The sequence below is a fragment of the Natrarchaeobaculum aegyptiacum genome (assembly GCF_002156705.1).
GTDB lineage: Archaea > Halobacteriota > Halobacteria > Halobacteriales > Natrialbaceae > Natrarchaeobaculum > Natrarchaeobaculum aegyptiacum.
This window is the reverse complement of sequence record NZ_CP019893.1, coordinates 2,291,810-2,313,000: the sequence shown is the minus strand read 5'-3', so window position 1 is coordinate 2,313,000 and position 21,191 is coordinate 2,291,810. Positions and strand designations below refer to the sequence as shown.

Genomic DNA, 21,191 nt, shown 5'->3' with positions numbered 1-21,191 from the left:
CTCTGCCGGGCTCGAGAGTACTCGTGACCGGATCGGAACGCTCCTGACGGTAGATCCAGACCGCACAGCCGAGAGCGATGGCGCTCGCGACCGTCGCGATCCCGAACGCGAGCTGGTAGCCGAACTGGGTGTAGACGCGAACGCCGCCGACGAGTTCGCCCGTCCAGTAGGCGTCGAGCGCCCAGCCCATCAGCGTCGGCAACATCGCCGCGCCGAAGAAGCCGGCGCCGTTGACCGTTCCGGTCGAGATGCCGCTCGCACTCGCCGGGTGGCGCTCCTTGACGATCGGGTAGGAAAGCAGGAACGAGCCGAGCATCGCCCCGGCGAGGAGGAACGCGGCACCGACGACGAACAGCGGCGGATCACCGAGGACCGCGATCACCCCGTAGCAGGCGACGACGACCGTCCCGCCGGAGACCAGCAGCTCCACGCGGCGCTCGAGGCGGTCGGAGAGCCAGCCGATGGCGGGCGGACCGATCATCAGGCCCACGCCGCCGAGTAGCGTGAAGACGGAGGCGTAGGTGACCGACACGCCGTACGTCTGGACGACGTAGGGAACCCCCCAGAGGCCGAACATGGTGAGGTTCACCCCGCTGGTACAGAACAGCATGATGCTGACGACCCAGATCCAGCGGTCCCGGAGCACCGTCGAGAGGTTCGTTCGCAGCTCGCTCGTGGAGACGGTCGGCTGGTTTGGCACGCCCTCGAGCGGTTCGAAGCCGGCCTTCGCGGGGGTATCCCGGACCAGCGCGAAGACGACGACGGCGAACAGGAGGCCGAGGACGCCGAGGACGGCGATGGTGGGTCGCCAGCCGCCAACGTCGACCACCAGCGCGAGCGGCGTGGTCGCGAAGATGCCGCCGAATCCCGAGACGGCGAACGTGAGGCCGTTCATCGTGGCGAACTCGTCCGCGCGATACCAGTTAGCACAGAATCGGAGGATGCAGACGAAGATGACGCTGCCGCCGAGGCCGACGAGCCCCCGGGCGACCATCGCGGCCGCGAAGCTGTCGGCGAGCGCGAACCAGACGACGCCGACGTTCATCACGACGGCACCGGCGGTGGCGGTCCGTCGCGGGCCGACGCGGTCCGCGAGAATTCCGGTCGGAATCTGCATGAACGCGTAGACCCAGAAGAACGTTGCGTGGAGCGTCCCGAGCTGGGCGCCCGTCGTGTCGAACGAGACCATGAGGTCCTCGGAGAGTACTGCAGACGAGAGTCGGTTCACGTTGACGAGCAAGAAGACGACGCCGAGGATCCCCCAGAGAATCCACCGGCGGCGGTTCGGATCGGACCAGAGTCGCATTCAGGGCCACTCGCCGTCCCACGACGTAAAAATTTGACCAACCGGTAAGGCGGGGACGGGGGCAGATCGGCACCGACCAATCCCGGCCCCCCGAGAGACAGGTAGGAGTGACTCGAGCGCGAAGCCGAGTGTATGACGACCACGCGCGACCTCGACGGAGCCGAAGCCGGCGGCCAGTTCGTCCGGACGGCACTCGCACTCTCGGTCCTGCGCGGGGAGCCGATCCGAATCGAGAACGTCCGTGGGAACCGGTCGACGCCGGGGCTCGGCCACCAGCACCTGGCCGCCCTCGAGACGATGGTCGAACTGACAGACGCCTCGGTCACCGGGGCCGAACTCGGCGCGGAGACGGTGAGGTTCGATCCCACCGGCTCGAGCGACGGTGCCGGGGGCGAGACGAACGAAACGGATCCGACCGTCCCCGGCGGCACATACGAGGTCGACATCGGCACCGCCGGGAGCATCACCCTCCTGTTCGACGCCGTCGTCCCGCTCGCGACCGTCCTCGAGTCGCCACTCACACTCACCGTCACCGGCGGAACGGACGTGAAGTGGTCACCGCCGGTCGATTACTTCCGACACGTCAAGCTCCCGCTCTTGCGGCGGTACGGCCTCGTCGCCGCCTGTGAGGTCGACAGGCGTGGATTCTACCCCGACGGTGGCGGGCGGGCCACACTCCGCCTCGCACCCTCTCGTCTCGAGCCGATCGATCTCACCGAGCGCGGACCGCTCGAGGGCGTTCGCCTCTACTCGACCGAAGCGGCCGCCCTCGCCGACCGCGACGTAGCCCACCGACAGGCTGCGGGCGGGCTCGAGCGACTCTCGATCGTCGATTCGGACGGTGGACGCGACTCGAGTGCCGATGCCGACAGCGAGCACGCGGATGGCACGACGATTACTGAACACCGCGAGACGACCGTGGCCAGTGACTGCCCGGGGACGGCAATCGTACTCCGGATCGACCACGGGACCGGCGTCGCGGGGTTCGCCGCGTTAGGCGAACGCGGCACCCCGGCCGAACGCGTCGGCGAGAACGCCGCCGACGCCGCGAACCGGTTTCTCGCTGGCGACGCACCCGTAGACCGACATCTGGCCGACCAGTTGCTCCCGTTTCTCGCCGTCTCGGGCGGCCGACTTCGCGTCCCGGCGCTCACCGAACACGTCGAGGCGAGTTGTGCGCTGCTCGAGTCGTTCGGATTCGCCGTCGCCATCGACGAGCGTAGTCGAGCCGATGGGGACGACCGGGACGGGGAAGGCGTCGTCTCGATTGCGCCGGAGCAATCGGTCGACGCGAGTGAGTGATCGCCGCCGGGTGCTCGAGACCGGGTCGCCCCGACCTGTGAACAGTTCACTCATCGACTCGAGACGGTAAGAAAAACACCAGTAACGATACAATTTTACTCGTCGCCCACGTGTCCGAACCCATGAACGACACACTGGCCGGACCGCGAGCCAGGCCCCGGTGTGAACCGGCTTACACGCTAGTCCTCGAGTCGGGTGAGCAGCCGTGAGCGACCTCGTCACCTTCGGCGAGACGATGCTCCGGCTCACCCCGCCGGGGAACGACCGGCTCGAGCGGACCGACACCCTCGAAATCCGCGTCGGCGGCGCCGAGAGCAACGTCGCAGTTGCAGCCAACCGCCTCGGCGTCGACGCCACCTGGCTCTCGAAGGTACCGGACAATCCCCTCGGACGGCGCGTCGTCAGGGAACTCGAGGGCTACGGCATCGAGACGAACGTCGTCTGGGCCGACGAGGGTCGCCAGGGCACCTACTACGTCGAGCGTGCGGGTGCTCCACGGGGAACCAGCGTCGTCTACGACCGCGAGGGGGCAGCGGTCACCACGACGCGCGCCCAGGAAGTCGACTTCGAGGCCATCCAGAACGCCCGGGTGTTCTTCACCTCTGGGATCACCCCCGCCCTCTCGGACACGTTGCGGGAGACGACCACCAACCTGCTCAAGGCCGCCAAACAGGGCGGGACGACGACCGTCTTCGACTTCAACTACCGACGGAAGCTCTGGTCGCCGTCGGCCGCCCGCCAGACCCTCTCGTCGCTGTTCCCCGGCATCGACGTCCTCGTCATCGCCGCCCGCGACGCCCGCAACGTCCTCGGCCTCGAGGGCGACTCCCGCCAGCTCGCTCACAAGCTCGGCTCGACCCACGACTTCCGGACCGTCGTCGTCACCCGCGGAGCCGAGGGCGCCGTCGCCTGGCACGACACCGTCGTCCACGAACAGCCCGCCATCGAGACCGACACCGTCTCCCGCATCGGCACCGGCGACGCCTTCACCGGGGCGTTCGTCGCCCGCCGCCTCGTCGGCGAGGACGTCCCCACCGCCCTCGAGTACGCCGCCGCTACCGCGGCACTCAAGCGAACCATCCCCGGCGACGTCGCGCTCGTCTCGAAAGCCGAGGTCGAGGGTGTGCTCGAGGAGGAAACAGGCGGCGTCTCCCGGTGACTGTCTGGCGCTACACTGACCTCGCGTTTCTCGAGCGCGAAGGACTCTGAGACGATCGGTGCAGGTCGCCGCTCGAGAGTCAGTCGTCCCGTGTGGAAGTCAGGATCGGCTGGGAGTAGGTCGTGGGTTTATGGTGAGTTCGGTGGGAGGGGAACGCGGATCATGCCAGTCGAAAACCTCGCCCGGAGTGACGTCGTAACGGCACCCGAAGACGAATCGGTTCAGGACCTCGCCTCGCGGATGGACGACTCGCACGTCGGGAGCGTCGTGATCACGGACGGTGACGAGCCGACCGGAATCGTCACCGACCGCGACCTCGCGACGCGCGTGCTCGGTGACGAGATGGACCCCTCGGAGACGACCGCCGGTGACGTCATGTCCGAGGACCCGGCGACGATCGATCAGAGCGACGGCTTCTACAAGGCGACAGAACTGATGAGCGAGCACGGCATCCGTCGCCTGCCCGTCTGCGACGACGACGGCCAGCTGGTCGGGATCATCACGTCTGACGACTTAAACGAACTGCTCGCCGACGAACACATGCAACTGTCCGACGTGATCCAGGCCCAGCGACCCGAGTACTGACCGTTCTCTTTTCGGTCTCGCTTCGCTCTCCGTTCGCTATTCGAGGCCTCGTTCGTTCCTCACTCGGCTCACGGCTCGCTTCGCTCTCCGTTCGCTATTCGAGGCCTCGTTCGTTCCTCACTCGGCTCACGGCTCGCTTCGCTCTCCGTTCGCTATTCGAGGCCTCGTTCGTTCCTCACTCGGCCTCGCTTACAACGTCTTGTCGGCCTCCTCGGCGTCGACTACTTCGATCCCGCGGTTGTTTACCGCCATCGGGTCGAGGCCGACCTCCTGGAGGAACTGCTTGTACTCGCGTTCACACTGTTCGGCGTCTTTCTGCTTGTCGCTCGCGCGATCACAGAGTTCCACGAGGTTCTCTGGGACGTCGTTCTGGTAGACGATCCAGTGGTTGATCAGGTCCGAGAGCCGGCGAATGGGGCTCGTGAAGTGGCCGTAAATCTCGAAGTTCAGCGCGTGGTGGCCGCCGAAGGGATCGTTCATGTACTTCGCCCGTGGCATCACCTTCATCACGGCCCACTGGATCTTGTCGAGCTGGCGACCGGGTGCCTCCTCGAGCGTCGCGTTGACGGCCTTCCGGGGGTCGTCCCAGGTGTCGCCGGGGATCGAGACGCCATCCAGGTCCTGAATCTCCTGAAGCGCCTTCGACCACTCGTCAGGGGTGGGCTGGGGGTGGACGCGATACATGGCCTCGACCTGCCGGGTCCACATGAGTTCGTGCGTGACCGCCTTGTTGGCCTTGAGCATGCACTCCTCGATGATGGTGTGGGCGCGGTCCCGGGCGGGGTTCAGGACGAGCGAGCCGTCTTCCTTGCGGATCTCGTGCATCCGGTCGGCGACCTCGTGGACCAGTTTGTTCTCCTCGTGCAGCGGCGCGTCGGGGTCGTCGATCCGGTTCTCGGCCTGCGAGTAGGTGAGTCGCTCGTTGGACTCGATGACGGACTTGTAGATGTCGATCTCCTCGTAGGAGAGCGTCTCCTTGTCGAGATGCATCTCGACGGTGTGGGCGAAGCGCTCCTCGTTGGGCACGAGCGAGCAGACCGACTCCGCCAGAATCGGCGGCAACATGTGGATGGTGTAGCCGGGGAGGTACACCGTGTTACCCCGCTCGACGGCCTCCGCCCACATCGCCGAGTCCGGGTGGACGTAGTGAGTCACGTCCGCGATGTGGACCCAGAGGACGTACTCGTCGTCGCGTTCTTCGATCGAGATGGCGTCGTCGAAGTCCTGGGCGTCGATCGGGTCCGTCGTCCACGTCGTCAGGTCCCGCAGGTCCTCCCGATCGTCGATCTCGGCGTCGATGTCTCCCTGCACGTCACCCGTCAGTTCTTTGGCTTCCTCGAGGACCGCCGACGGAAACTCGTCGCGGATCTCGAACTTCTCGAACAGTTCCTCGCGCTTGTTCTCGAGGTGGCGGGCGAGGTCCTCGGAGATGTGGACGGGGCCCTGGCCTTTGGCCGTGCCGGCTTCGGCCTGTGCGTCGTCGCTCATACCTCCGCCTACGAACGACCGGGTGAAAGTCGTGTCGGGATGGGAAGTGGACTCGTCGTCGCCGCGTTCACGTGGCGGGCGTCTCTGTCGAACGGCGCTACGCCGCTCAAATCGACGGTGGATCTCTCCCGCTGTGGACATCCGAGAAGTCGCGCGAACTGATCACCATTTCGGTCGGACCATCGTGACGGCCTTCGTTTCTCTCGAGAAGTTCGAGATTCGGATCGAACGACGTCCCCGAAAGCCGGACGTCGAGGGAATCCCCGAACTGAAGACGGTTGAACTGCTCCCGTGAGACGGTCGATGGAGGCGCGGAGTCGAACGTGATCGTCTCGTCTCCGGTATCCTCTTCGTCGGCATCTTCATGGCCGACCCCAACGGCGTATGCAAAGTCGTCGAAGGCACTTCGAAGTCGATCGTCTACGGACTCCGGGACGCGGATATCGTCTATCGAACGGACGACGTCGTCGATTTCCGCCGCAACAGTACCGCGGAGTGTCGACTGGTCCGGATAGGCGCTCAAAACGTGGGTTCTGAACGATCCGGCAGCGGACTCCCAGTCGACGCGGATACGTTTCGTCGTGAGAACTGCATCTGTGAGCACCTCACCGTCGCGTCGATCCGTCACACACCCGGCGATACCCGGACCGACCGCCACCACACTTCCGGTGAAGAACGCCCTCCTGTTCATACTGGATGCTCAATCAATCTACATATAATTGTCTTCGGGAACCGTACCGACCGATTCGTCCCACGGTCAGTCGGTACGGTTGGTCGCCACCCCTGGCGCGTTTTCGTCGCTTTCACCGTCCGTGGAGACCGTCTCGGGCACCTCGAGCGGGCCGTCGGGGTCGATCACCGTCTGGGTCGGGATCGGTTCCGTCGCCGGCGGGCGACGTGCGACCAGTCGCTCGAACCGGGTGAGGTCGGTCGACTCGTCGGTCTCGATCTCCTCGTACTCGACGACGATCCGATCTCCTTCGGCGAAGATCCGAAAATAGTTCAGTCGGAACGAGGGGTAGTAGACCCCCGGGAGCCGCGAGAACCGGCTCTCGACGTGCTGGAGCTTCTTCAGCCAGGTCCCCGTGTTGACGACCAGTCGGTCACCCCACCGGGTGAGCGACGCGCGGTGGGTGTGGCCGTAGACGAAGACGGCGACGTCGGGGTTCGCCTCGAAGGTCTCCCGGGCCGCCCGCAAGAACGGCTCGTCACCCTGGCCGACGCGAACGCCCGAGAGCGCGACGCCGAAACGGTCGAGCGTGCGCCTGAAATCGCGTCTGAACAGCCAGAACGGCACCGCAAGCACGAGCAAGACGACGAGTATCACGAGATTGATGGCGATCATGATCTCGAGGACGACGTCGGCGACGCCGAGCGCGCGGACGACCGGATTGTCGGTGAAAAATCGCGGCGGCAGGATGCCAGCCACCTCGAGAACCGTCCCGAACAGGTAGAGGAGGGTGACGTTGAAAAACAGCAGCAGCGGGACGACGACGGCCCGGAGAAACGGGCTCATCTCCCGGTAGAAGTAGTTCGAGAAGAGCCAGCGTGGCAGTTCCTCCATCGGCGCGACCGACTGGACGTCACGCAGCCAGTCGCCCCGTGCGTGTCCGGAGTACCGCCCCGCCGCGGCGACGATCCGCTGGACGACGAAGTATCCGAGCGGGAGGGCGTCGGGGTTTCCCCAGTCGGGCATCCGGTTGTTCGCGTCGTGTTGCTGGCCGTGCTCGATCCAGATCCGCGGGTTTTCGTCGGTGCCGACGTCGACCTCGCGCGTGATCGAGATTTCTGGCTCGAGCGAGACGTTGAACTCCGCGAGTCGGTCGACGTGTTCGGGTTGACATCCTCCCGCGCCTAAAGTCGCGGGAATCCACGACGTGGATATTCAGGTTGCGCGTTTCCTCGGGGTTCAAGTACGCTTTCGCGTGACCCGTCGACGGTCGCCGTCCAGTTGTGACCACGGACGTGCTTTCCAGCGCGTACAGCCCTGTCAATGGGGCCTTCCTCCCCGCATACAGCGAGTATCGAAGATAGCTGGCTATTCAACCAGCGAGGTAGCACGGTTCGCCTCAGCCGAACTGTTAGGCCGTGCATGGTTCTCCCTCCCGTTGTGCAATGTTCTCCGAAGCGTTCAGGTCGGCGTGGCGTCCTCGACCGCACTCCGAACACGAAAAGTGGTCGCCATCACGGGTTCCCATCGAACCACACGCCGAACACCGTTGGCTGGTATGGTAGGCATCAACTTTCTCGACGCGGATACCAGCGCGTTCGGCTTTGTACGTGATGAACTGTTGGAGTTGGTGGAAATGCCACGAGTGAACACCTGACCACGAACTATTCTCACGGATACCTTCGAGGTCTTCCATCCGAATGACGGGGTTCTCGAACTGTTCCGCGAACGCGATGAGGCGACGGGAGAGTTTGTGGTTCAAGTCTGTGATTCGACGCTGTTCTTTGTTACCAACGCGGTTGCGTGCGCGAAGCGCACCCGCTTCCGAAAGCGAATCGCGTAGGGAACGATAGTTGCGTCGAACGTACTTCGCCTCACCACCCGACACCAACATCGACTCACCATCACCGTATGCGGTCACGGCGAGGATGTGCCGTTCACCAATGTCGACGCCGATTGGCGTTTCGCCCGACGTGTCGGCGTCGTACTCGATATTGAACGTACAGAACCAATCGTCACTACGGCGGTACACTTGTAGCCGTGTCTTCTTTGCGTCACCCTCGACCAGTCGGTCTACAGGGTCGGCAATGTCGTCATACACTTCGATAGGCGTGTACCACCATTGAGAGACGCACGGGAAGCCGACGACGACCGTGCCGTTCTCAGTTGTGTCGATTTCCCAGTTCTGGTTGTTGACGGCGAACGGCTGACTCTCTCGGTAGCGAACATCTCCGTCCTTGTTGTGGTCTGATTTCGCCTCTCGGATGGCCTGGTTCTGGATGGCCGAATAGAGATCGTTGTCGATGCTGGCCGTGGTCACGGACTTGTCGAAGTCGCCGTTTTTCCATCCGTCGATGCAGAACTGCTTGGTATCACGGTAGAGTCCAGAGGCGTGTTGCCACTCTTTCCGCCGTGAGAGGGACGGGTTGTGGAACTTCGCGGTGACAGTCACCGTGACCATTATAATTGTAATTAGTTACGATTGTTTGAATATCTGTTGGAATATCTGACTGTGCTATCGTCGGCGGGTTGCGTCACTAAGTGACGGCGCGTATCCACGGCCTAAAGACCGTGGCATTGCGCCTGTTCAACCTGTAACAGGCGAGGTCGTAGTCGTGGTTCCCCGGAATCAGTGTGATATCGATTGCCTCGCCCGTGGCTCGAAACTGCTCGAATACGCGTGGGTGTTCCTCGATGACCCGCTCGAGTTTCGCCGGGCCGGTCACCTCGGTATACTCCCAGAGGCCGAAGGCGTCGCCGTTGATGATCAACTCGACGTCGCCGCCGCGGGCCTCGAGATCGGCGAGGAACGCGACCAGTTCCGCCTCGAAGTCGATCGACGTGAGCTGCTCGTCGCCGCCGATGTGGAGGTCGCTGATGAAGACGTACTCCTCGGCCATTCGGGACCCGCCAGTCTACCAGTCCCGGCGGGATAGTGGTTTCCCCCGTCGGTGTGGGTCCGGGTGGTGGATCGATCACCCGTCAGGATCGTCGCCCGTGACGCGCTGGTAATACCGGGCCCAGACGACCTGTAGCGGGACGATCAACAGCGGGACGACAAACGCCGCCGTCAGGGAGACGACGGCCACGCCAATCGAGAGCGTAAAGACGGCTGGCGTGATCAGCCCCCTGATCGTGATCATGAGCGCCATCCGGTCGTCGATCCCCGCCGCGGTGTAGCCCGCTCGAGCGGCGTAGCTCCAGCAGGCGGTCACGAGCAGGCCGACGAGGACGAAGTTACTCGCGTAGAGCGTCCAGGCGAACTGGGTGCCGTAGAGCCCGACGATCTCCGTCGGATAGGGGAGAAAGGAGATCGAGAGCAAAAACAGCAGGTTCAGCCACAGGAGGAGCCGATCGTGTTCGACGATGTGGTCGAAGAGGTTGTGGTGAACGACCCAGTAGAGTCCGACGACGAGGAAACTCAGGAGGTAACTGACCAGCAGTGCCTCCTGATCTGCGACGGCGGCCGGAAGGTCGTCCGCCGGAACGTCGGGCACCTCGAACTGTAACACGAGGAGCGTGAGCACGATCGCGAATAGCCCGTCGGAGAGCCCCTCCATCCGGTCTGTGCCGTCGCCGCCGAGGGTTCGCATGGTCGGCGAGTCCACGCGGACCCGTGTATACGCTGGCCCGGTTCGCTCGCGATGAGACGGCCTCGAGCGTCGGCAGGAGGGTACGCGACCGGAATCTAATCTATTAAATGCGTCCGCGAGGTAGCGCGAGTATGCAGGTCAAATCTCGCCACCACCTCCGGAGCGACGCCGTCTCGGAACTCGAGGACGCCCTCTCGAATCACCTCGGCGTCGTGCCGGACGGCGACGCCTACGAGCGCGTCGAGTTCGAGGAGACGGACTGGGAGGTCGTCCTCATCGACGGCGAACCGCAAGTCGCGTACTTCGACGAAGAACCGTTCCTGACCGTTCGCGGTGCCAACGCCTACGATCCCGACAAGCGGATCGTCACCGTCGACGCCGGTGCCGTCTCGTTCGTCAGCGACGGCGCAGACGTGATGCGCCCCGGCATCACCGAGACGACCGACGACATCTCCGACGGCGACCTGATCCTGATCGCCGAAGAGTCCCACGGGAAGGTGCTCGCCGTCGGCCGCGCTCGCGTCGACGCCGACGACATGACCGGCGACGAGGGCAAGGTCGTCGACTCGCTTCATCACGTCGGCGACGACCTCTACGGCTTCACCGGTTAGTCGATTCTGCCGATTCTACGTTTGCCACGTTCGTTACGTGTCGGCTAGTCGTCTATCATTCCTGTCGTATTATCATCGGAATTCAGTATATTGTTTGTACCTGTGTGGAAGCCGGTTCGATTACGACCACCTCGAAAGCCCCCGGCACGCTCGCGGTGCTCGCGAAGACCTCGCAAGTCGACGCCCCGTCCTCGCTATGCTCGGACGCCTCGTCTGCGCGCCAGCCGGCCGGGAGCACGCCGCCGAGCAGATCGCGCGGTGGCGCGTGATCCAGCGGAAGAGCACGCTCTTCCGAGCATCGCGAACTCGTCGAGTTCGCTCAGCGGGAGAGGGCAGGCCGGCTGCGGTCCTGGTGGATTGAAAGGACGAAGGTCGGTGGCGGCCTGAGGGGTTTCCTCGTATGCTGATTCTCAAACACTTCACAGAAAAGATCGAGTTTTTGATTGATGGTACCCTGATAGACTCCTAGCCGGAGTTGTGCACGAAATCTCGAGTGCGTGCGCCGACGACGACACCTGATGTGACGTCACTCAGCGGATCGCTTCTCGTCCCGGAAGTAGGCCTCGAGTTCGAACGGTTCGTCCTCGCCCTCGACGCCGGTGACGTCGAGCGCGGTGACTTCGGCATCGGTCTCGAGAAGGCCGGCCAGACTGGGTTCCGTTCGACCGCCGTCGCTGCTGATCAGTTCCTTGACGTAGAGGCCACCTTCGCCGTGGAGGCGAACCTCGGCGCTGGTGGGCTCGTGGAGGTCGCCGTCGATCTCGTAGACGGTCCGTTCCCGGGTGAGGTTCGCCCGGCGGTGGTCGACGCGCTCGGGGGTGTACTGGTCGACCGTGGTTCCAGAGAGTTCCGCCAGCGCCGTCTGGAAGGATTCCTCGTCGACCGGGTCGGCGAACGCGACGTCCGCGCGGTAGTGCTTGCTCGCGTCGTGTTCTTTGACGCGTTCGACCATCTCGTAGGTCGCGAGTCGCAGTCCCTCGACCTCGACGGCACCGTCGGCCGCGTCGTTGATCTCGGCCTCGAGCGTCTCGACGTCCGGATCGCGCTGCTGTGGTCGTTTCACCTCGACGACGAACGGGCGGCCATCCTCGAGCATCCGGGCGTCGACGTCCTCCCTGCCGGCCCCGTGGAACGTGCCCTCGTCGCCGTCCATCGCCGCGACGACGTGCGGTGCGACGGCCTGCTCGACGCTCGTCTCGTACATGTATCCCGAGCCGCCACAGTAGTCACAGGGCTCCTCGCCGTCGTCACCCAGCTGGACGCCACTGCCACCGCACTCCCGGCAGGGCCACTCCGTCTGTGGAATGTCGCGCTCGAGCTTTCGGTAGCGGCCGTAGACGAACGCCGGGTTGATCTGCACGTCGACGGCGTGGCTCGTCACCGTCTCGGCCTCGAGCGCCTCGAGTGGGTCGAAGCCCTCGAGGTCGACGACGGCGAGGACGTCCGGCCGGTCGAAGTCGACCTCGGCACCGGTTTTCGCGCCGACGCGACGGCCCACCTCGCGGTTGAGTTCGCGTTTCACCGACTCGCCGACCTCCGGGTCGAGACCGGCATCTTCGCGCAGCAGGCGGTCGTTCTCCTCGACCAGTGGCGGGACGCGGGTCCCGACCTGGTAGGTTTCGAAGTGGGTCCCCTCGAGTTCGGCGGCGATGGTCTCGGCGACGGCGTCGGCGGTGCCGGCGTAGCCCTCACAGACCCAGCAGTCTGCGGGCTCGTCGGGGTCGTAGTCGGTATCGTCCTCGAGTGCGATCGTCGTCCGGAGCGCCCGACCGCGGGCGGCGTTGATCAGGCCGAAACTCCGCTCGGCGAACGGGCGACCGAGACAGGAGTCACAGACGGGTCCCGTCTCGAGAAGTGCGCGGGCGTCGTCCACGACAGTCATATGCAGGCCCTGGTGGAGCGCGCGTAACACGCTTTCTGTTCGGCTGCGTCCCGTCCGACATCAGACCGACCGAATCCACGCTGACTACGGACTCACGCAAATTGCGAACTCATGCTGACCGGGAACCCACGCCAACCACTATGATGGTTCGTGGCGTCGTATCTGCCGTCGATGGCAGGACGAATCGACCCGCGCGCGCTTGGACTGACAGCGGGTGTCTTCTGGGCGTCACTCGTCGCCGTCCTCGAGCTCGCGGCCGGGACCGACTACGGCGAACAGTGGCGCGTACTCCTCGAGGACATCTACCCCGGCTACAGTCGCGATCCGGGCGATCTCGTCTGGGGGACGACACTGGGATTCGTCGACGCGTTCGTCCTCGGGTACCTGTTCGGTTGGCTGTACAACCGACTGGCGAGACACTGACGCCGTCAGAACCGCTGTCTCAGAGCCGAGAGTCGGCGGAGGGCTCGGGTGCCTCGAAGTCCGTCGCGAGCTCGAGCAACTGCACCAGCATGCGCCCGGTCGCGCCCCAGACGGTGTAGCCGTCGACGTGGAAGTAGTGGACGACGATCTCACCGTAGTGGGGGTCGTCGCGGCGTTCGTACTCGAAATTTGCCGGGTCGAGCAGCCCCGACAGCGGCAGCGTGACGATCTCGGCGACCTCGCCGTCGTCGGGATCGTACGTCCGGTCCGGGGCGTGGGCGACGAACGGCGTCACGGCGTACTCCGAAATGGTCCTGATGTCGTCGAGCTGACCCACGACCTCCGCTTCTCCGGGGTCGAGACCGATCTCCTCCTTTGCTTCCCGGAGTGCGGTCTCGAGAATAGAGTCGTCTTCGGGTTCGGCACCGCCGCCGGGAAAGCTCATCTGTCCGGGATGTTCCCCGAGGTGGTCCGCCCGGCGAGTAAACAGCAGGTAGTCCTCGCCGTCGCGGTCGACGATCGGCGCGAGAACGGCCGCGTCGTTGGGCTGATCGTCGATCTCGGTGGGCTCGTGTGCCGCGACGGGATCCAGGTTCAATCGGGCCATGTGCTCGTCTTCTCAGTCTCGGTCTCACTCTCGCTCGTCTTCGCCACCGTCACTCGAGAGCCGCCTCCAGTCGGTCGCGTTCGTCGGTCAGGTCGATCGGTGCCCACGCCTCGAGGTCGTAACTCAGGTCGAGCAGGTGCCGACAGCGATCGGCGTCGCCCGCCTCGACCGCGCTCGAGACGTCCGCGAGGAACCGGTCGCGAACCGTCGCACCGAGAGCCTCCCGGTCCGGGCGACGAGTGTCGACGTCCATGATGTGTGGGAGGTCCTCTGCACCCTCCGGCAGGGTCGGAAATGCCGCGGGACCGGCGACGAACAGCGGCTCCGGCTCGCCGTCGTCGGCCCAGGTCGCCTCGTTGGACGCGTCGGCGGGCTCGAGAGCGACCACGGCGAACTCCTCACGGGCCGCCTCGAGCGGTGCCTCGACGTCATCGGGCTCGAGACTGTCACCGCTGGCACGAAACGCCGCTTCCGAGAGCGCGCGCTCGAGTTCCGTGCGCGTCAGCCCGCCGAAGAGGTCGACGACGCCCGCCAGTTCGTCGCCGGTCACGTTCATACCCGGGCCAACGGGCGGTTCGCAGATAAAGATTGATAGCCGCGGTCGAGCGCACGGACGCGAGTGTGAGTAAGCACCCGGTCAGTCCTGTGTCCGCGTCTCGAGTCGGTCGTCTCGCCACGGCTGGGCGGCCTCGAGGACCGCCCCCGGGTCGATCGGCGCGTCGGCCCACGGCGGGAGCCGCTCTCCCGGACCACGGCCGCCGGCGTCGTCGACCCCACCCTCGCCGTCGCTTCCAACCACGTCACCGGGCGGTTCGATCGCCGCCGCGTATCGCTCGAGCTGGTCGCGCTCGTCGTCGACGTCGTAAGAGAGGCCGTTGAACGCCGCATCGGCGCGGTACTGGGCGATCAGGCGCTCGCCAGTTTCGCGGAATCGGTCGGGGAGCGTCTCGTAGTCGGGGTCGACCCCGCGGGCCTCGAGTACCCGGAGGAGTTCCGCCGCGACCTCGCGGCTCATCCCCTCGAGACCGGCCTCGCCGGCGACCGTCCGGTGGTCGTGGACGTGACGACCGAGGTCGACCTGCGCGGTGCCCGAAAAGCCCGCGTGGTCGAACGCATCGCCGAGCGTCCCGACCTCGAGCCCCCACGAGCGTGGCACCCGAAGCTGCTGGACGAGGTCGGCAGTCGCCGCGAACTCGCCGGCGAGCGCGTAGCGGAACGCCCCGAGGTACGCGAGAACGTCCGCGTCGTGGCTCACAGCCAGCGTCTCGATCAGCGGCTCGTAAAACAGTCGACAGAGCCGGCCGTAGAGGCGGCCGCGCTCGACCCGTGCGTAGTAACCTTTCACGAAGTCGTAGCCCAGTTCCATCGTCAACGGCGCGAGCAGCCGGTGGACGTGGTCGACCTCGTAACTGCTGGCGTCGGCGTCGTGGACGACCACGTACTCGCCGGCGGCGGCCGCCGGCCCGAGCGCGAGCCAGACGTCTCGGCCTTTCCCGTGCGGCCCGGCCAGCCCCGCCTCCTCGAGCAGGGCATCGACGCCCGGCGCGTTACACCAGAGCACGCGCGTCGGCAGGTCGTACGATTCGAGCCACTCGCGAAACGGCTCGAGGCGGTCCGGCGGCGACCGGATCGGGAGGTAGACCGCGGCGGGATCGACCGACTCGAGTTCCGAGAGGACGCGCGCAGCCGCCGGGTGCTCGTACTCGCGGTCGGTCATCGGAACCACGATGGCCGCCTCCCCGAGGCGCGCTGCGGCCGCGTCGACGGCGCTCGCGGGGCCGTCGGACCCGGGCCCGGGGACGTCCGCCGCGAGGTCGTGGAGCGTCGCGATCCGCTCCTGCACGTATTCCATCGGTTAGGTGTTCGGCCCGACCGGTAAAACGGCCACGACTCCGGCGAGGGCCGCCTCCGAGCCACCTCGGGTCACTCCGTCCACGTGATTTCCGGACGACACGAGCCCCGAAGGAGCCCCGGTCTTTTTCACCCCTAGCTTCCTACTGCCGGGCACATGAAATCAGTCCGGAAGGCACTCCGCGAAGGCGAACTCGAGAAGGACACCTACGACCGGCTGGTCTGTGGCGAGTGTGAACAGCCGCTGAAGACCGAGAACGACCCCGACGAGATCAAGACGGTCCGGAGCTGCCCCGACTGCGATTCGGAGTGGAAAGAAATCCGGTAACGCCCACAGACGGCCTGACAGGCCACACACCGTCGAATCCGGACCCACACTGCAGCACACCCGCGGCTAGCGCTCGCCAGCCATCGCCGAAAAGAGCCGTTCCTCGAACTCCGCCTTGTCGACCCCGCTCGAGGGACCGATACCCTGCATGTGCTCGACGGAGAGCTGTCCGCCGCCCATCCGCGCGTGCCCGCCGGCGTTCGCCATCGGGATGTCGCTGACCGCGTGGCGGAGTGCCTCGCCCATGTGTACCCGGTCGTCCCGGGACCGACCCGAGAGGTGGATGGTCCCGTCTTTCTCGCCGTAGACGACGACCGCCGTGACCCCTTCCAGGTGCATCAACTCGTCTGCAGCCTGTGGGATCGCGTCGGTGTTCCCGACGACGCCCACGTCACAGACTGCGAACGAGCCCTCGACGCGCTTCTCGGTGATCGCCGTCGCCTTCACCTGCAAGACGTCGTCGCTGACCTGTGGGTTCGCGATGCGCTCGAGCAGGTCCTCGTCGATGGCCTCGAAGAGGTACGCGGCGGCGTCGAACTCGGCGCGCGAACAGCCGTTGGTCAGGTGATTCGTGTCAGACTGGATCCCGTAGAGCAGCCCCGTCGCGAGTTCGGGCGACAACTCGAGACCGCTGCTTTCCTCGTCGGGCGTCACCGCACCGATCTCGTCGAAGTACTCGACGAGAATCGTCGACGCCGCGCCGTAGTCCGTTCGCACGTCGGTAAACCGGGTCCCGGTTCCGTTTCCGGGGTGGTGATCGACCACGACGACCGGTTCGACCGACTGTGCGCCAGTAAATCCGCGAGGCGTGTTGTGATCGACGAGGACGACCGCGTCGGTCGCGAGGTTCGAACTCGACTCGACGGCCTCGAGGTCGAGGTCGAGGACCGTCCGGAAGGCCCGATTCTCCTGGTGGCGGATCTCGCCGGCGTACTGGAGAGTTGCGTCGGTGTCGACCCAGTCTGCGATCGCCGCGACGCCCATCGCACACGCCATCGCGTCGGGGTCGGGGTTGGGGTGCATCAACACCGTCACCTCGTCGTAGTCGGCAAGAATTCGCTGCAGTCGAATCCCCGGCGGCCGGCGGAACCAGCGGACGATCCACCAGCCGCCGACCAGCAGCGCTGCCACTCCCACCACGAACAGCGAGAGCACCAGTGGCTCGAGTGACCAGAATCCGTCGGCGACCGCCTCGACGGTCGTTCCGTCGATCTCGATCGCCGATCCAGCCGCCTCGACGAACGCCGTCGTCGAGGCGTCTCGATGGTTCATATCCGACACTCAGAGGCAGTGATAAAGAATTTTCCCCTGATCGAATCGTCACGTTTGCTGACCTCGAGGGGCCGTCGACGGGGGCGACAGACCCATTTCGGCTGGTTTCGAGTACCGAACCAGCCCCGGCCGGCCACCGCGAGTGACTGCTCAGGTGTCTGCCACGTACGCCTCGAGTGCATCGCGATAGCCCTCGCGATAGGTGGGATACCGGAACTCGTAGCCCAGTTCCCGGAGTTTCGCGTTCGAGCACCGCTTGCTCGTCAGGACGCGCCGGCGAGCCGCCTCAGAGAGGTCGTCTTCGGCGAGTCGGTCTTCGGTCGTCCGCTTGGGCGGCGCCTCGAGACCACACTGTTCGGCGAGCCAGTCGGCAAAGTCCCAGCGGTCGGCCGGTTCGTCGTCGACCACCAAGACGACCTCGCCGCGAGCGACGTCGTTCTCGAGTAGAAATCGAACCGCGCCCGCGGCGTCGTTCCGGTGGACCATGTTCAGGTAGCCCTCGGTGACCGGCCCCTCGAGGTAGCGCTCGAGGCGGTACCGATCCGGACCGTAGAGGCCGGCGTAGCGGGCGACAGTCCCGTCGTAGCCGTGTTCCGCGGGGCGCTCGAGGGCGACGCGTTCGGCCTCGGCGAGTACCTCGGTCTTGTCGGTCGTCGGCTCGAGGGGCGTCTCCTCGTCGACCCAGTCGCCGCCGTGGTCGCCGTGGACGCCCGTCGATGACGTGTATATCAGCCGTTCCGGTGGGCTGTCACGTTGGCCGAAGGCGTCGATCGCCGTCTGCAGACCCTCGACGTAAACGTCACGGGCAGCAGCCGCACCGCGCCCGCCGCTGCTCGCTGCAAAGACGATCGCGTCGACGTCCGGGACCGCCGCGAGCGACTCGCGGTCGGTGACGTTCGCCTGGACCGCCTCGAACCCCGCCTCCTCGATCCGGTCACGGCCTGTCGCCGAGCGCCGGACGCCAACCGCATCGTGGCCGGCGTCGACGAGCTGGCGGCCCAGCTCGAGGCCGACGTAGCCACAGCCGAGAATCGCGACGTGCATGGTCGACTCCTGTAGGCGGACGACCATAAACCGCACTGCTCACCTGGCCGACGATTCCGAAGGACCCACGCTCCGTTTCGAGGGCCGTCTCAGGGCAACCCGTCGACGATCGCGTACTCGAGGTGGACGAACTCCGACAGCGACATCGGGGCCCGGCGCTCGATCTTCTGCTGGATCTCTTTGGCCTCGAGGTCGAGTTCGACGGCTCCCGCGAGCGCGTCGACGTCGAGTACGGCCGACGACATCCCCAGCAGGAGGTGCTCGCAGGCCATCTCGACGACCGTCTCGGCGTCCGGTGCCCCGTCGGCGAGCGCCTGAATCTCGGCTGCCTCCTCGAGCGTGAGGTCGGGCGACTCACCCGCGAGGACGGCCTCGAGGGCGTCCCCGTCGACGCTCGTCTCGTTCGCGGCGCTCTCGAGGCCGTGTTCGTCGACGATCGTCGCGAGGTCGTCATCGTACTCGGCCCGGAGCGCGTCGGGGGAGTCGGGAACGGAGAACCGCTGATCGTGGAGCATACTCGCAGTGAGCGCCGACGCGAACAAGTGGCTTGCCATTGGGAACCAGTGAGCGTCGTTCGATCGCTTGCTTTTTCCTGGGCGGAGTGGTGCATCGCAACGTTCTTCTGATATCGGCGGCATGACAGGCGTATGAAAGTCGCCCTGATCGGAGTCGGTCAGGCCGGTGGCAACGTCACCGAACGGCTCGCCCAGTTCGACGCGGACATGGGCTTCGGAGCCGTTCAGGGTGCCCTGGCCATCAACTCCGCCGAAGCAGACCTCCACTCCCTCGAGTTCGTCGACACGCTGTTGATCGGTGCCGACCGGGTCAACGGCCACGGCGTCGGCGCGGACAACGAACTCGGTGCCGAGATCATGCAAGCAGACATCCAGCAGGTCGTCAACGCACTCGACGGCCGCGTCACCTCCAGAGCCGACGCCATCTTCGTCGTCGCGGGTCTCGGCGGTGGCACCGGTAGCGGTGGCTCCCCCGCGCTCGTCCACCACCTCCAGCAGATCTACGACGTGCCGGTCTACGCGCTGGGCATCCTCCCCGGACGCAACGAGGGCGCGCTCTACCAGGCCAACGCCGGCCGCTCGCTCAAGACGCTGGCCCGGGAGGCCGACTCGACCCTGCTGATCGACAACGACTCCTGGCACGAACAGGGCGAGAGCGTCGAGGACGCCTTCGACCGCATCAACGGCAAGATCGCCCAGCGCGTCGGCCTGCTCTTCGCCTCCGGGGAAGCCGTCGACGGCGTCGGCGAAAGCGTCGTCGACTCGAGCGAGGTCATCAACACCTTCCGTGCCGGGGGCATCTCCGTCCTCGGGTACGCGAGCGAGATCGCCGCCGAGGAGGCGAGCGAGAACCTCCGGACCGTGATGAGCGTCTCCCGACAGGCGCTGCTGACCGGCACCAGTCTGCCCGACGCGACCAGAGCCGACGCCGCCTTGCTCGTCATCGCCGGCAAACCCGAAGCGGTCCCCCGCAAGGGCGTCGAGAAGGCCCGCCGCTGGCTCGAGGAGGAGACCGACAGCATGCAGGTCCGCGGCGGGGACTTCCCGCTCGAGAGCGACCGCCTCGGCGCGCTCGTCTTGCTCGGCGGTGCCGAACGCTCGTCCCGACTCGACGAGTTCATGGAACGCGCACGCGAAGCAAAACGCGCGCAGGAAGACGAGGGCGACCGTGAGGACCCCGCCGACGCGCTGACCGACGACCGTCTCGAGGGACTGTTCTGAGGCCCCCGTCAGCCGATCGCCCTCGCTCGTCGAGTACCGTCTCAGGCCACACGCTCGAGCCATTTTATATGTCCTACGTGCATCCGTGACAGGGTCCGACAGGGCAGACGAGGCCCCTGCTAACGGTTTTCAGGGGTCTACCGATCGGTACATTTAAATTAGAGGCGACAGTAGTAGCCGATACCAGAACGCCACCGGGGCGCGTATCGCTCGACGATCGATGACAGGAAATCTTATTCACCGAGGTTTCGCAGGTCGTGAGCGGTCGCCGTGTTTCCCAGTCCGGACGGGTCGGCGGCCCGCTGATGGGTACGCCAACCAGCCGTCGGTTCGCTGGTCCCCGGTGCGGTATGGAACAGAGGTTTGAGTAACACATGGTAGACGAATCGCAAAACATCGAACTGACAGAAGACGACCTCGAAAACGACTCGAAAGGACAGCTCATCAAGAAGGCCGGCCAACTCCGTGACCGGCGAAACGAGCTGAACCAGATGGCTTCTGAGCGGGCTTCCAAACGCGACGAGCTGAACGCGAAGACCCGCGAGAAAGTCGACGAGGCCCAGGAGCACCGCGAGAAGCGCGACGAACTCAACGAGCAGGTCCAGGAGCACAAGGAGAGCCGCAACGAGCTCAACGCCAAAGCCAACGAGCTGTTCGACAAGGTCGACCAGCTCAAGTCGGACATGGAACTCGACGAGGGCAAGGACCTAGAACAGCTCGAGTCCGAGATCGAAGAACTCGAGTTCAAACAGCAGACCGAGGTCCTCTCGAGCGACGAGGAGAAAGAACTCATCGAGAAGATCGAGGCCAAGCGCGAAGAGTACGAAGACCGCAAGGGAAAACTCGAGCAGAACGACGACCTGGAAGAACTCGTCGAGGAAGCCGAGGAAGTCCGTTCTGAGGCCTCCAAGCACCACCAGAAGGTCACGGAACTCGCAGACCAGGCCCAGGAACACCACAACCAGATGATCGAGGCCTACCGCGAGGCCGACGACATCCGTGACGAGGCCGACGAGATGCACGAGAAGTTCGTCGAGGCCCAGGAAGCGGCCGACCGTCACCACGAGGACTTCGTCCGCGTCCAGAAGCGCCTGCGCGAACTGGACAAGGAAGAAGAACAGGAGCGCAAGTCCGCTCGCGACAAGAAGAAAGAAGAGGCCAAAGAAGAAGCCGAGGAGATCTATCAGAAGTTCAAGGAAGGCGAGACCCTCGACACCGAGGACCTGATGAAGCTCCAGAAGACGGGACTGCTGTAATCGCCATCTAGAGGATCCGTCGCCCGGATCCGTTCTCTCTATTCGCGACTTTTCATCGACTCGAGAGCGGCTGCGCTG

At 65.3% G+C, this 21,191-nt stretch carries 20 protein-coding genes and 2 pseudogenes; 8 read left to right on the top strand and 14 right to left on the bottom strand.

The genetic code is table 11. The annotated features are described in order from the left end of the window. Positions 1-7: 7 nt before the first annotated feature. Positions 8-1,306 (bottom strand): annotated as a pseudogene (locus tag B1756_RS11240) (MFS transporter); the annotation flags it as partial. A gap of 132 nt (positions 1,307-1,438) precedes the next feature. Between B1756_RS11240 and rtcA the strand changes: the two are divergent. From rtcA to B1756_RS11225, 3 genes are all read left to right on the top strand, one after another. Beyond that, positions 1,439-2,608 carry an RNA 3'-terminal phosphate cyclase gene (rtcA, locus tag B1756_RS11235; protein ID WP_086888620.1) on the top strand — a complete coding sequence of 390 codons (1,170 nt, stop codon included), beginning with the start codon at positions 1,439-1,441 and terminating at the stop codon, positions 2,606-2,608. 205 nt (positions 2,609-2,813) lie between these two features. Continuing rightward, positions 2,814-3,767: a bifunctional 2-dehydro-3-deoxygluconokinase/2-dehydro-3-deoxygalactonokinase gene (gene kdgK1 / locus B1756_RS11230; RefSeq protein WP_086888619.1), complete on the top strand. Its 954-nt coding sequence runs from the start codon at positions 2,814-2,816 to the stop codon at positions 3,765-3,767. 162 nt (positions 3,768-3,929) lie between these two features. Then, positions 3,930-4,352 (top strand): CBS domain-containing protein, encoded by a 423-nt coding sequence (locus tag B1756_RS11225; protein ID WP_086888618.1) that lies wholly within the window; start codon positions 3,930-3,932, stop codon positions 4,350-4,352. A gap of 189 nt (positions 4,353-4,541) precedes the next feature. Here the strand turns inward: B1756_RS11225 and B1756_RS11220 are convergent, their stop codons facing one another. The 6 genes and pseudogenes from B1756_RS11220 to B1756_RS11195 all read right to left on the bottom strand — a co-directional run bounded on the left by B1756_RS11220 (position 4,542) and on the right by B1756_RS11195 (position 10,103). Beyond that, on the bottom strand, positions 4,542-5,840 hold the full coding sequence (locus B1756_RS11220) for an RNB domain-containing ribonuclease (RefSeq protein WP_086888617.1): 1,299 nt from the start codon (positions 5,838-5,840) through the stop codon (positions 4,542-4,544). A gap of 106 nt (positions 5,841-5,946) precedes the next feature. After that, entirely contained in the window at positions 5,947-6,531 is a 585-nt protein-coding gene (locus B1756_RS11215; RefSeq protein ID WP_152031304.1) for a hypothetical protein, read from the bottom strand. 66 nt (positions 6,532-6,597) lie between these two features. Further along, positions 6,598-7,683, bottom strand: a pseudogene (locus B1756_RS11210) (metallophosphoesterase family protein); the annotation flags it as partial. Positions 7,684-7,921: 238 nt separating this feature from the next. Further along, a complete protein-coding gene (locus B1756_RS11205) occupies positions 7,922-8,971 on the bottom strand; it encodes an RNA-guided endonuclease TnpB family protein (RefSeq protein ID WP_086888615.1) in 1,050 nt (349 codons plus the stop codon). A 76-nt stretch (positions 8,972-9,047) separates the two neighbouring features. Continuing rightward, complete coding sequence (locus tag B1756_RS11200; protein ID WP_086888614.1) at positions 9,048-9,410, bottom strand: metallophosphoesterase; 363 nt, start codon at positions 9,408-9,410, stop codon at positions 9,048-9,050. 75 nt (positions 9,411-9,485) lie between these two features. Then, positions 9,486-10,103 carry a TMEM175 family protein gene (locus B1756_RS11195; protein ID WP_086888613.1) on the bottom strand — a complete coding sequence of 206 codons (618 nt, stop codon included), beginning with the start codon at positions 10,101-10,103 and terminating at the stop codon, positions 9,486-9,488. Between the two features lie 131 nt (positions 10,104-10,234). Here B1756_RS11195 and B1756_RS11190 point away from each other — a divergent pair, with 131 nt between their 5' ends. Then, positions 10,235-10,714 carry an RNA-binding protein gene (locus B1756_RS11190; RefSeq protein WP_086888612.1) on the top strand — a complete coding sequence of 160 codons (480 nt, stop codon included), beginning with the start codon at positions 10,235-10,237 and terminating at the stop codon, positions 10,712-10,714. Positions 10,715-11,240: 526 nt separating this feature from the next. Here B1756_RS11190 and B1756_RS11185 read toward each other — a convergent pair. After that, positions 11,241-12,596, bottom strand: coding sequence for a tRNA pseudouridine(54/55) synthase Pus10 (locus B1756_RS11185; protein ID WP_086888611.1), 1,356 nt, complete (start codon positions 12,594-12,596; stop codon positions 11,241-11,243). Positions 12,597-12,767: 171 nt separating this feature from the next. Here B1756_RS11185 and B1756_RS11180 point away from each other — a divergent pair, with 171 nt between their 5' ends. After that, the gene (locus B1756_RS11180; RefSeq protein WP_086888610.1) at positions 12,768-13,019 is read left to right on the top strand and encodes a bacteriophage holin; all 252 of its coding nucleotides are present in this window, start codon (positions 12,768-12,770) and stop codon (positions 13,017-13,019) included. Positions 13,020-13,038: 19 nt separating this feature from the next. On the opposite strand, the gene B1756_RS11175 is transcribed toward B1756_RS11180, so the two are convergent. From B1756_RS11175 to B1756_RS11165, 3 genes are all read right to left on the bottom strand, one after another. Further along, positions 13,039-13,626, bottom strand: a complete 588-nt coding sequence (locus B1756_RS11175; RefSeq protein WP_086888609.1) for an NUDIX hydrolase — start codon at positions 13,624-13,626, stop codon at positions 13,039-13,041. Between the two features lie 49 nt (positions 13,627-13,675). Further along, positions 13,676-14,182 (bottom strand): DUF7109 family protein, encoded by a 507-nt coding sequence (locus B1756_RS11170; RefSeq protein ID WP_086888608.1) that lies wholly within the window; start codon positions 14,180-14,182, stop codon positions 13,676-13,678. A gap of 81 nt (positions 14,183-14,263) precedes the next feature. Next, on the bottom strand, positions 14,264-15,478 hold the full coding sequence (locus B1756_RS11165) for a glycosyltransferase family protein (protein WP_086888607.1): 1,215 nt from the start codon (positions 15,476-15,478) through the stop codon (positions 14,264-14,266). A 156-nt stretch (positions 15,479-15,634) separates the two neighbouring features. Between B1756_RS11165 and B1756_RS19660 the strand changes: the two genes are divergently transcribed. Next, positions 15,635-15,805 carry an HVO_0758 family zinc finger protein gene (locus tag B1756_RS19660; protein ID WP_186336452.1) on the top strand — a complete coding sequence of 57 codons (171 nt, stop codon included), beginning with the start codon at positions 15,635-15,637 and terminating at the stop codon, positions 15,803-15,805. Positions 15,806-15,871: 66 nt separating this feature from the next. Here the strand turns inward: B1756_RS19660 and B1756_RS11160 are convergent, their stop codons facing one another. From B1756_RS11160 to B1756_RS11150, 3 genes are all read right to left on the bottom strand, one after another. Beyond that, positions 15,872-17,077: a DHH family phosphoesterase gene (locus B1756_RS11160; protein ID WP_086888606.1), complete on the bottom strand. Its 1,206-nt coding sequence runs from the start codon at positions 17,075-17,077 to the stop codon at positions 15,872-15,874. A gap of 150 nt (positions 17,078-17,227) precedes the next feature. Continuing rightward, the gene (locus B1756_RS11155; protein WP_086890152.1) at positions 17,228-18,121 is read right to left on the bottom strand and encodes an SDR family oxidoreductase; all 894 of its coding nucleotides are present in this window, start codon (positions 18,119-18,121) and stop codon (positions 17,228-17,230) included. An 89-nt stretch (positions 18,122-18,210) separates the two neighbouring features. Next, on the bottom strand, positions 18,211-18,636 hold the full coding sequence (locus B1756_RS11150) for a DUF5791 family protein (protein WP_086890151.1): 426 nt from the start codon (positions 18,634-18,636) through the stop codon (positions 18,211-18,213). A 132-nt stretch (positions 18,637-18,768) separates the two neighbouring features. Between B1756_RS11150 and B1756_RS11145 the strand changes: the two genes are divergently transcribed. Then, positions 18,769-19,857: a tubulin/FtsZ family protein gene (locus tag B1756_RS11145; protein WP_086888605.1), complete on the top strand. Its 1,089-nt coding sequence runs from the start codon at positions 18,769-18,771 to the stop codon at positions 19,855-19,857. 374 nt (positions 19,858-20,231) lie between these two features. Further along, positions 20,232-21,113 carry a coiled-coil protein gene (locus B1756_RS11140; protein WP_086888604.1) on the top strand — a complete coding sequence of 294 codons (882 nt, stop codon included), beginning with the start codon at positions 20,232-20,234 and terminating at the stop codon, positions 21,111-21,113. The last annotated feature ends 78 nt before the right edge of the window (positions 21,114-21,191 follow it).

Coding starts and splice junctions, on each gene's coding strand:
- B1756_RS11190 (WP_086888612.1), top strand. CDS start 10,235: ATGCAGGTCAAATCTCGCCACCACCTCCGGAGCGACGCCGTCTCGGAA.
- B1756_RS11140 (WP_086888604.1), top strand. CDS start 20,232: ATGGTAGACGAATCGCAAAACATCGAACTGACAGAAGACGACCTCGAA.
- B1756_RS11170 (WP_086888608.1), bottom strand. CDS start 14,182: ATGAACGTGACCGGCGACGAACTGGCGGGCGTCGTCGACCTCTTCGGC.
- rtcA (WP_086888620.1), top strand. CDS start 1,439: ATGACGACCACGCGCGACCTCGACGGAGCCGAAGCCGGCGGCCAGTTC.
- B1756_RS11150 (WP_086890151.1), bottom strand. CDS start 18,636: ATGCTCCACGATCAGCGGTTCTCCGTTCCCGACTCCCCCGACGCGCTC.
- B1756_RS11165 (WP_086888607.1), bottom strand. CDS start 15,478: ATGGAATACGTGCAGGAGCGGATCGCGACGCTCCACGACCTCGCGGCG.
- B1756_RS11200 (WP_086888614.1), bottom strand. CDS start 9,410: ATGGCCGAGGAGTACGTCTTCATCAGCGACCTCCACATCGGCGGCGAC.
- B1756_RS11215 (WP_152031304.1), bottom strand. CDS start 6,531: ATGAACAGGAGGGCGTTCTTCACCGGAAGTGTGGTGGCGGTCGGTCCG.
- B1756_RS11225 (WP_086888618.1), top strand. CDS start 3,930: ATGCCAGTCGAAAACCTCGCCCGGAGTGACGTCGTAACGGCACCCGAA.
- B1756_RS11155 (WP_086890152.1), bottom strand. CDS start 18,121: ATGCACGTCGCGATTCTCGGCTGTGGCTACGTCGGCCTCGAGCTGGGC.
- B1756_RS11220 (WP_086888617.1), bottom strand. CDS start 5,840: ATGAGCGACGACGCACAGGCCGAAGCCGGCACGGCCAAAGGCCAGGGC.
- B1756_RS11145 (WP_086888605.1), top strand. CDS start 18,769: ATGAAAGTCGCCCTGATCGGAGTCGGTCAGGCCGGTGGCAACGTCACC.
- B1756_RS19660 (WP_186336452.1), top strand. CDS start 15,635: ATGAAATCAGTCCGGAAGGCACTCCGCGAAGGCGAACTCGAGAAGGAC.
- B1756_RS11195 (WP_086888613.1), bottom strand. CDS start 10,103: ATGCGAACCCTCGGCGGCGACGGCACAGACCGGATGGAGGGGCTCTCC.
- B1756_RS11180 (WP_086888610.1), top strand. CDS start 12,768: ATGGCAGGACGAATCGACCCGCGCGCGCTTGGACTGACAGCGGGTGTC.
- B1756_RS11185 (WP_086888611.1), bottom strand. CDS start 12,596: ATGACTGTCGTGGACGACGCCCGCGCACTTCTCGAGACGGGACCCGTC.
- B1756_RS11205 (WP_086888615.1), bottom strand. CDS start 8,971: ATGGTCACGGTGACTGTCACCGCGAAGTTCCACAACCCGTCCCTCTCA.
- B1756_RS11160 (WP_086888606.1), bottom strand. CDS start 17,077: ATGAACCATCGAGACGCCTCGACGACGGCGTTCGTCGAGGCGGCTGGA.
- B1756_RS11175 (WP_086888609.1), bottom strand. CDS start 13,626: ATGGCCCGATTGAACCTGGATCCCGTCGCGGCACACGAGCCCACCGAG.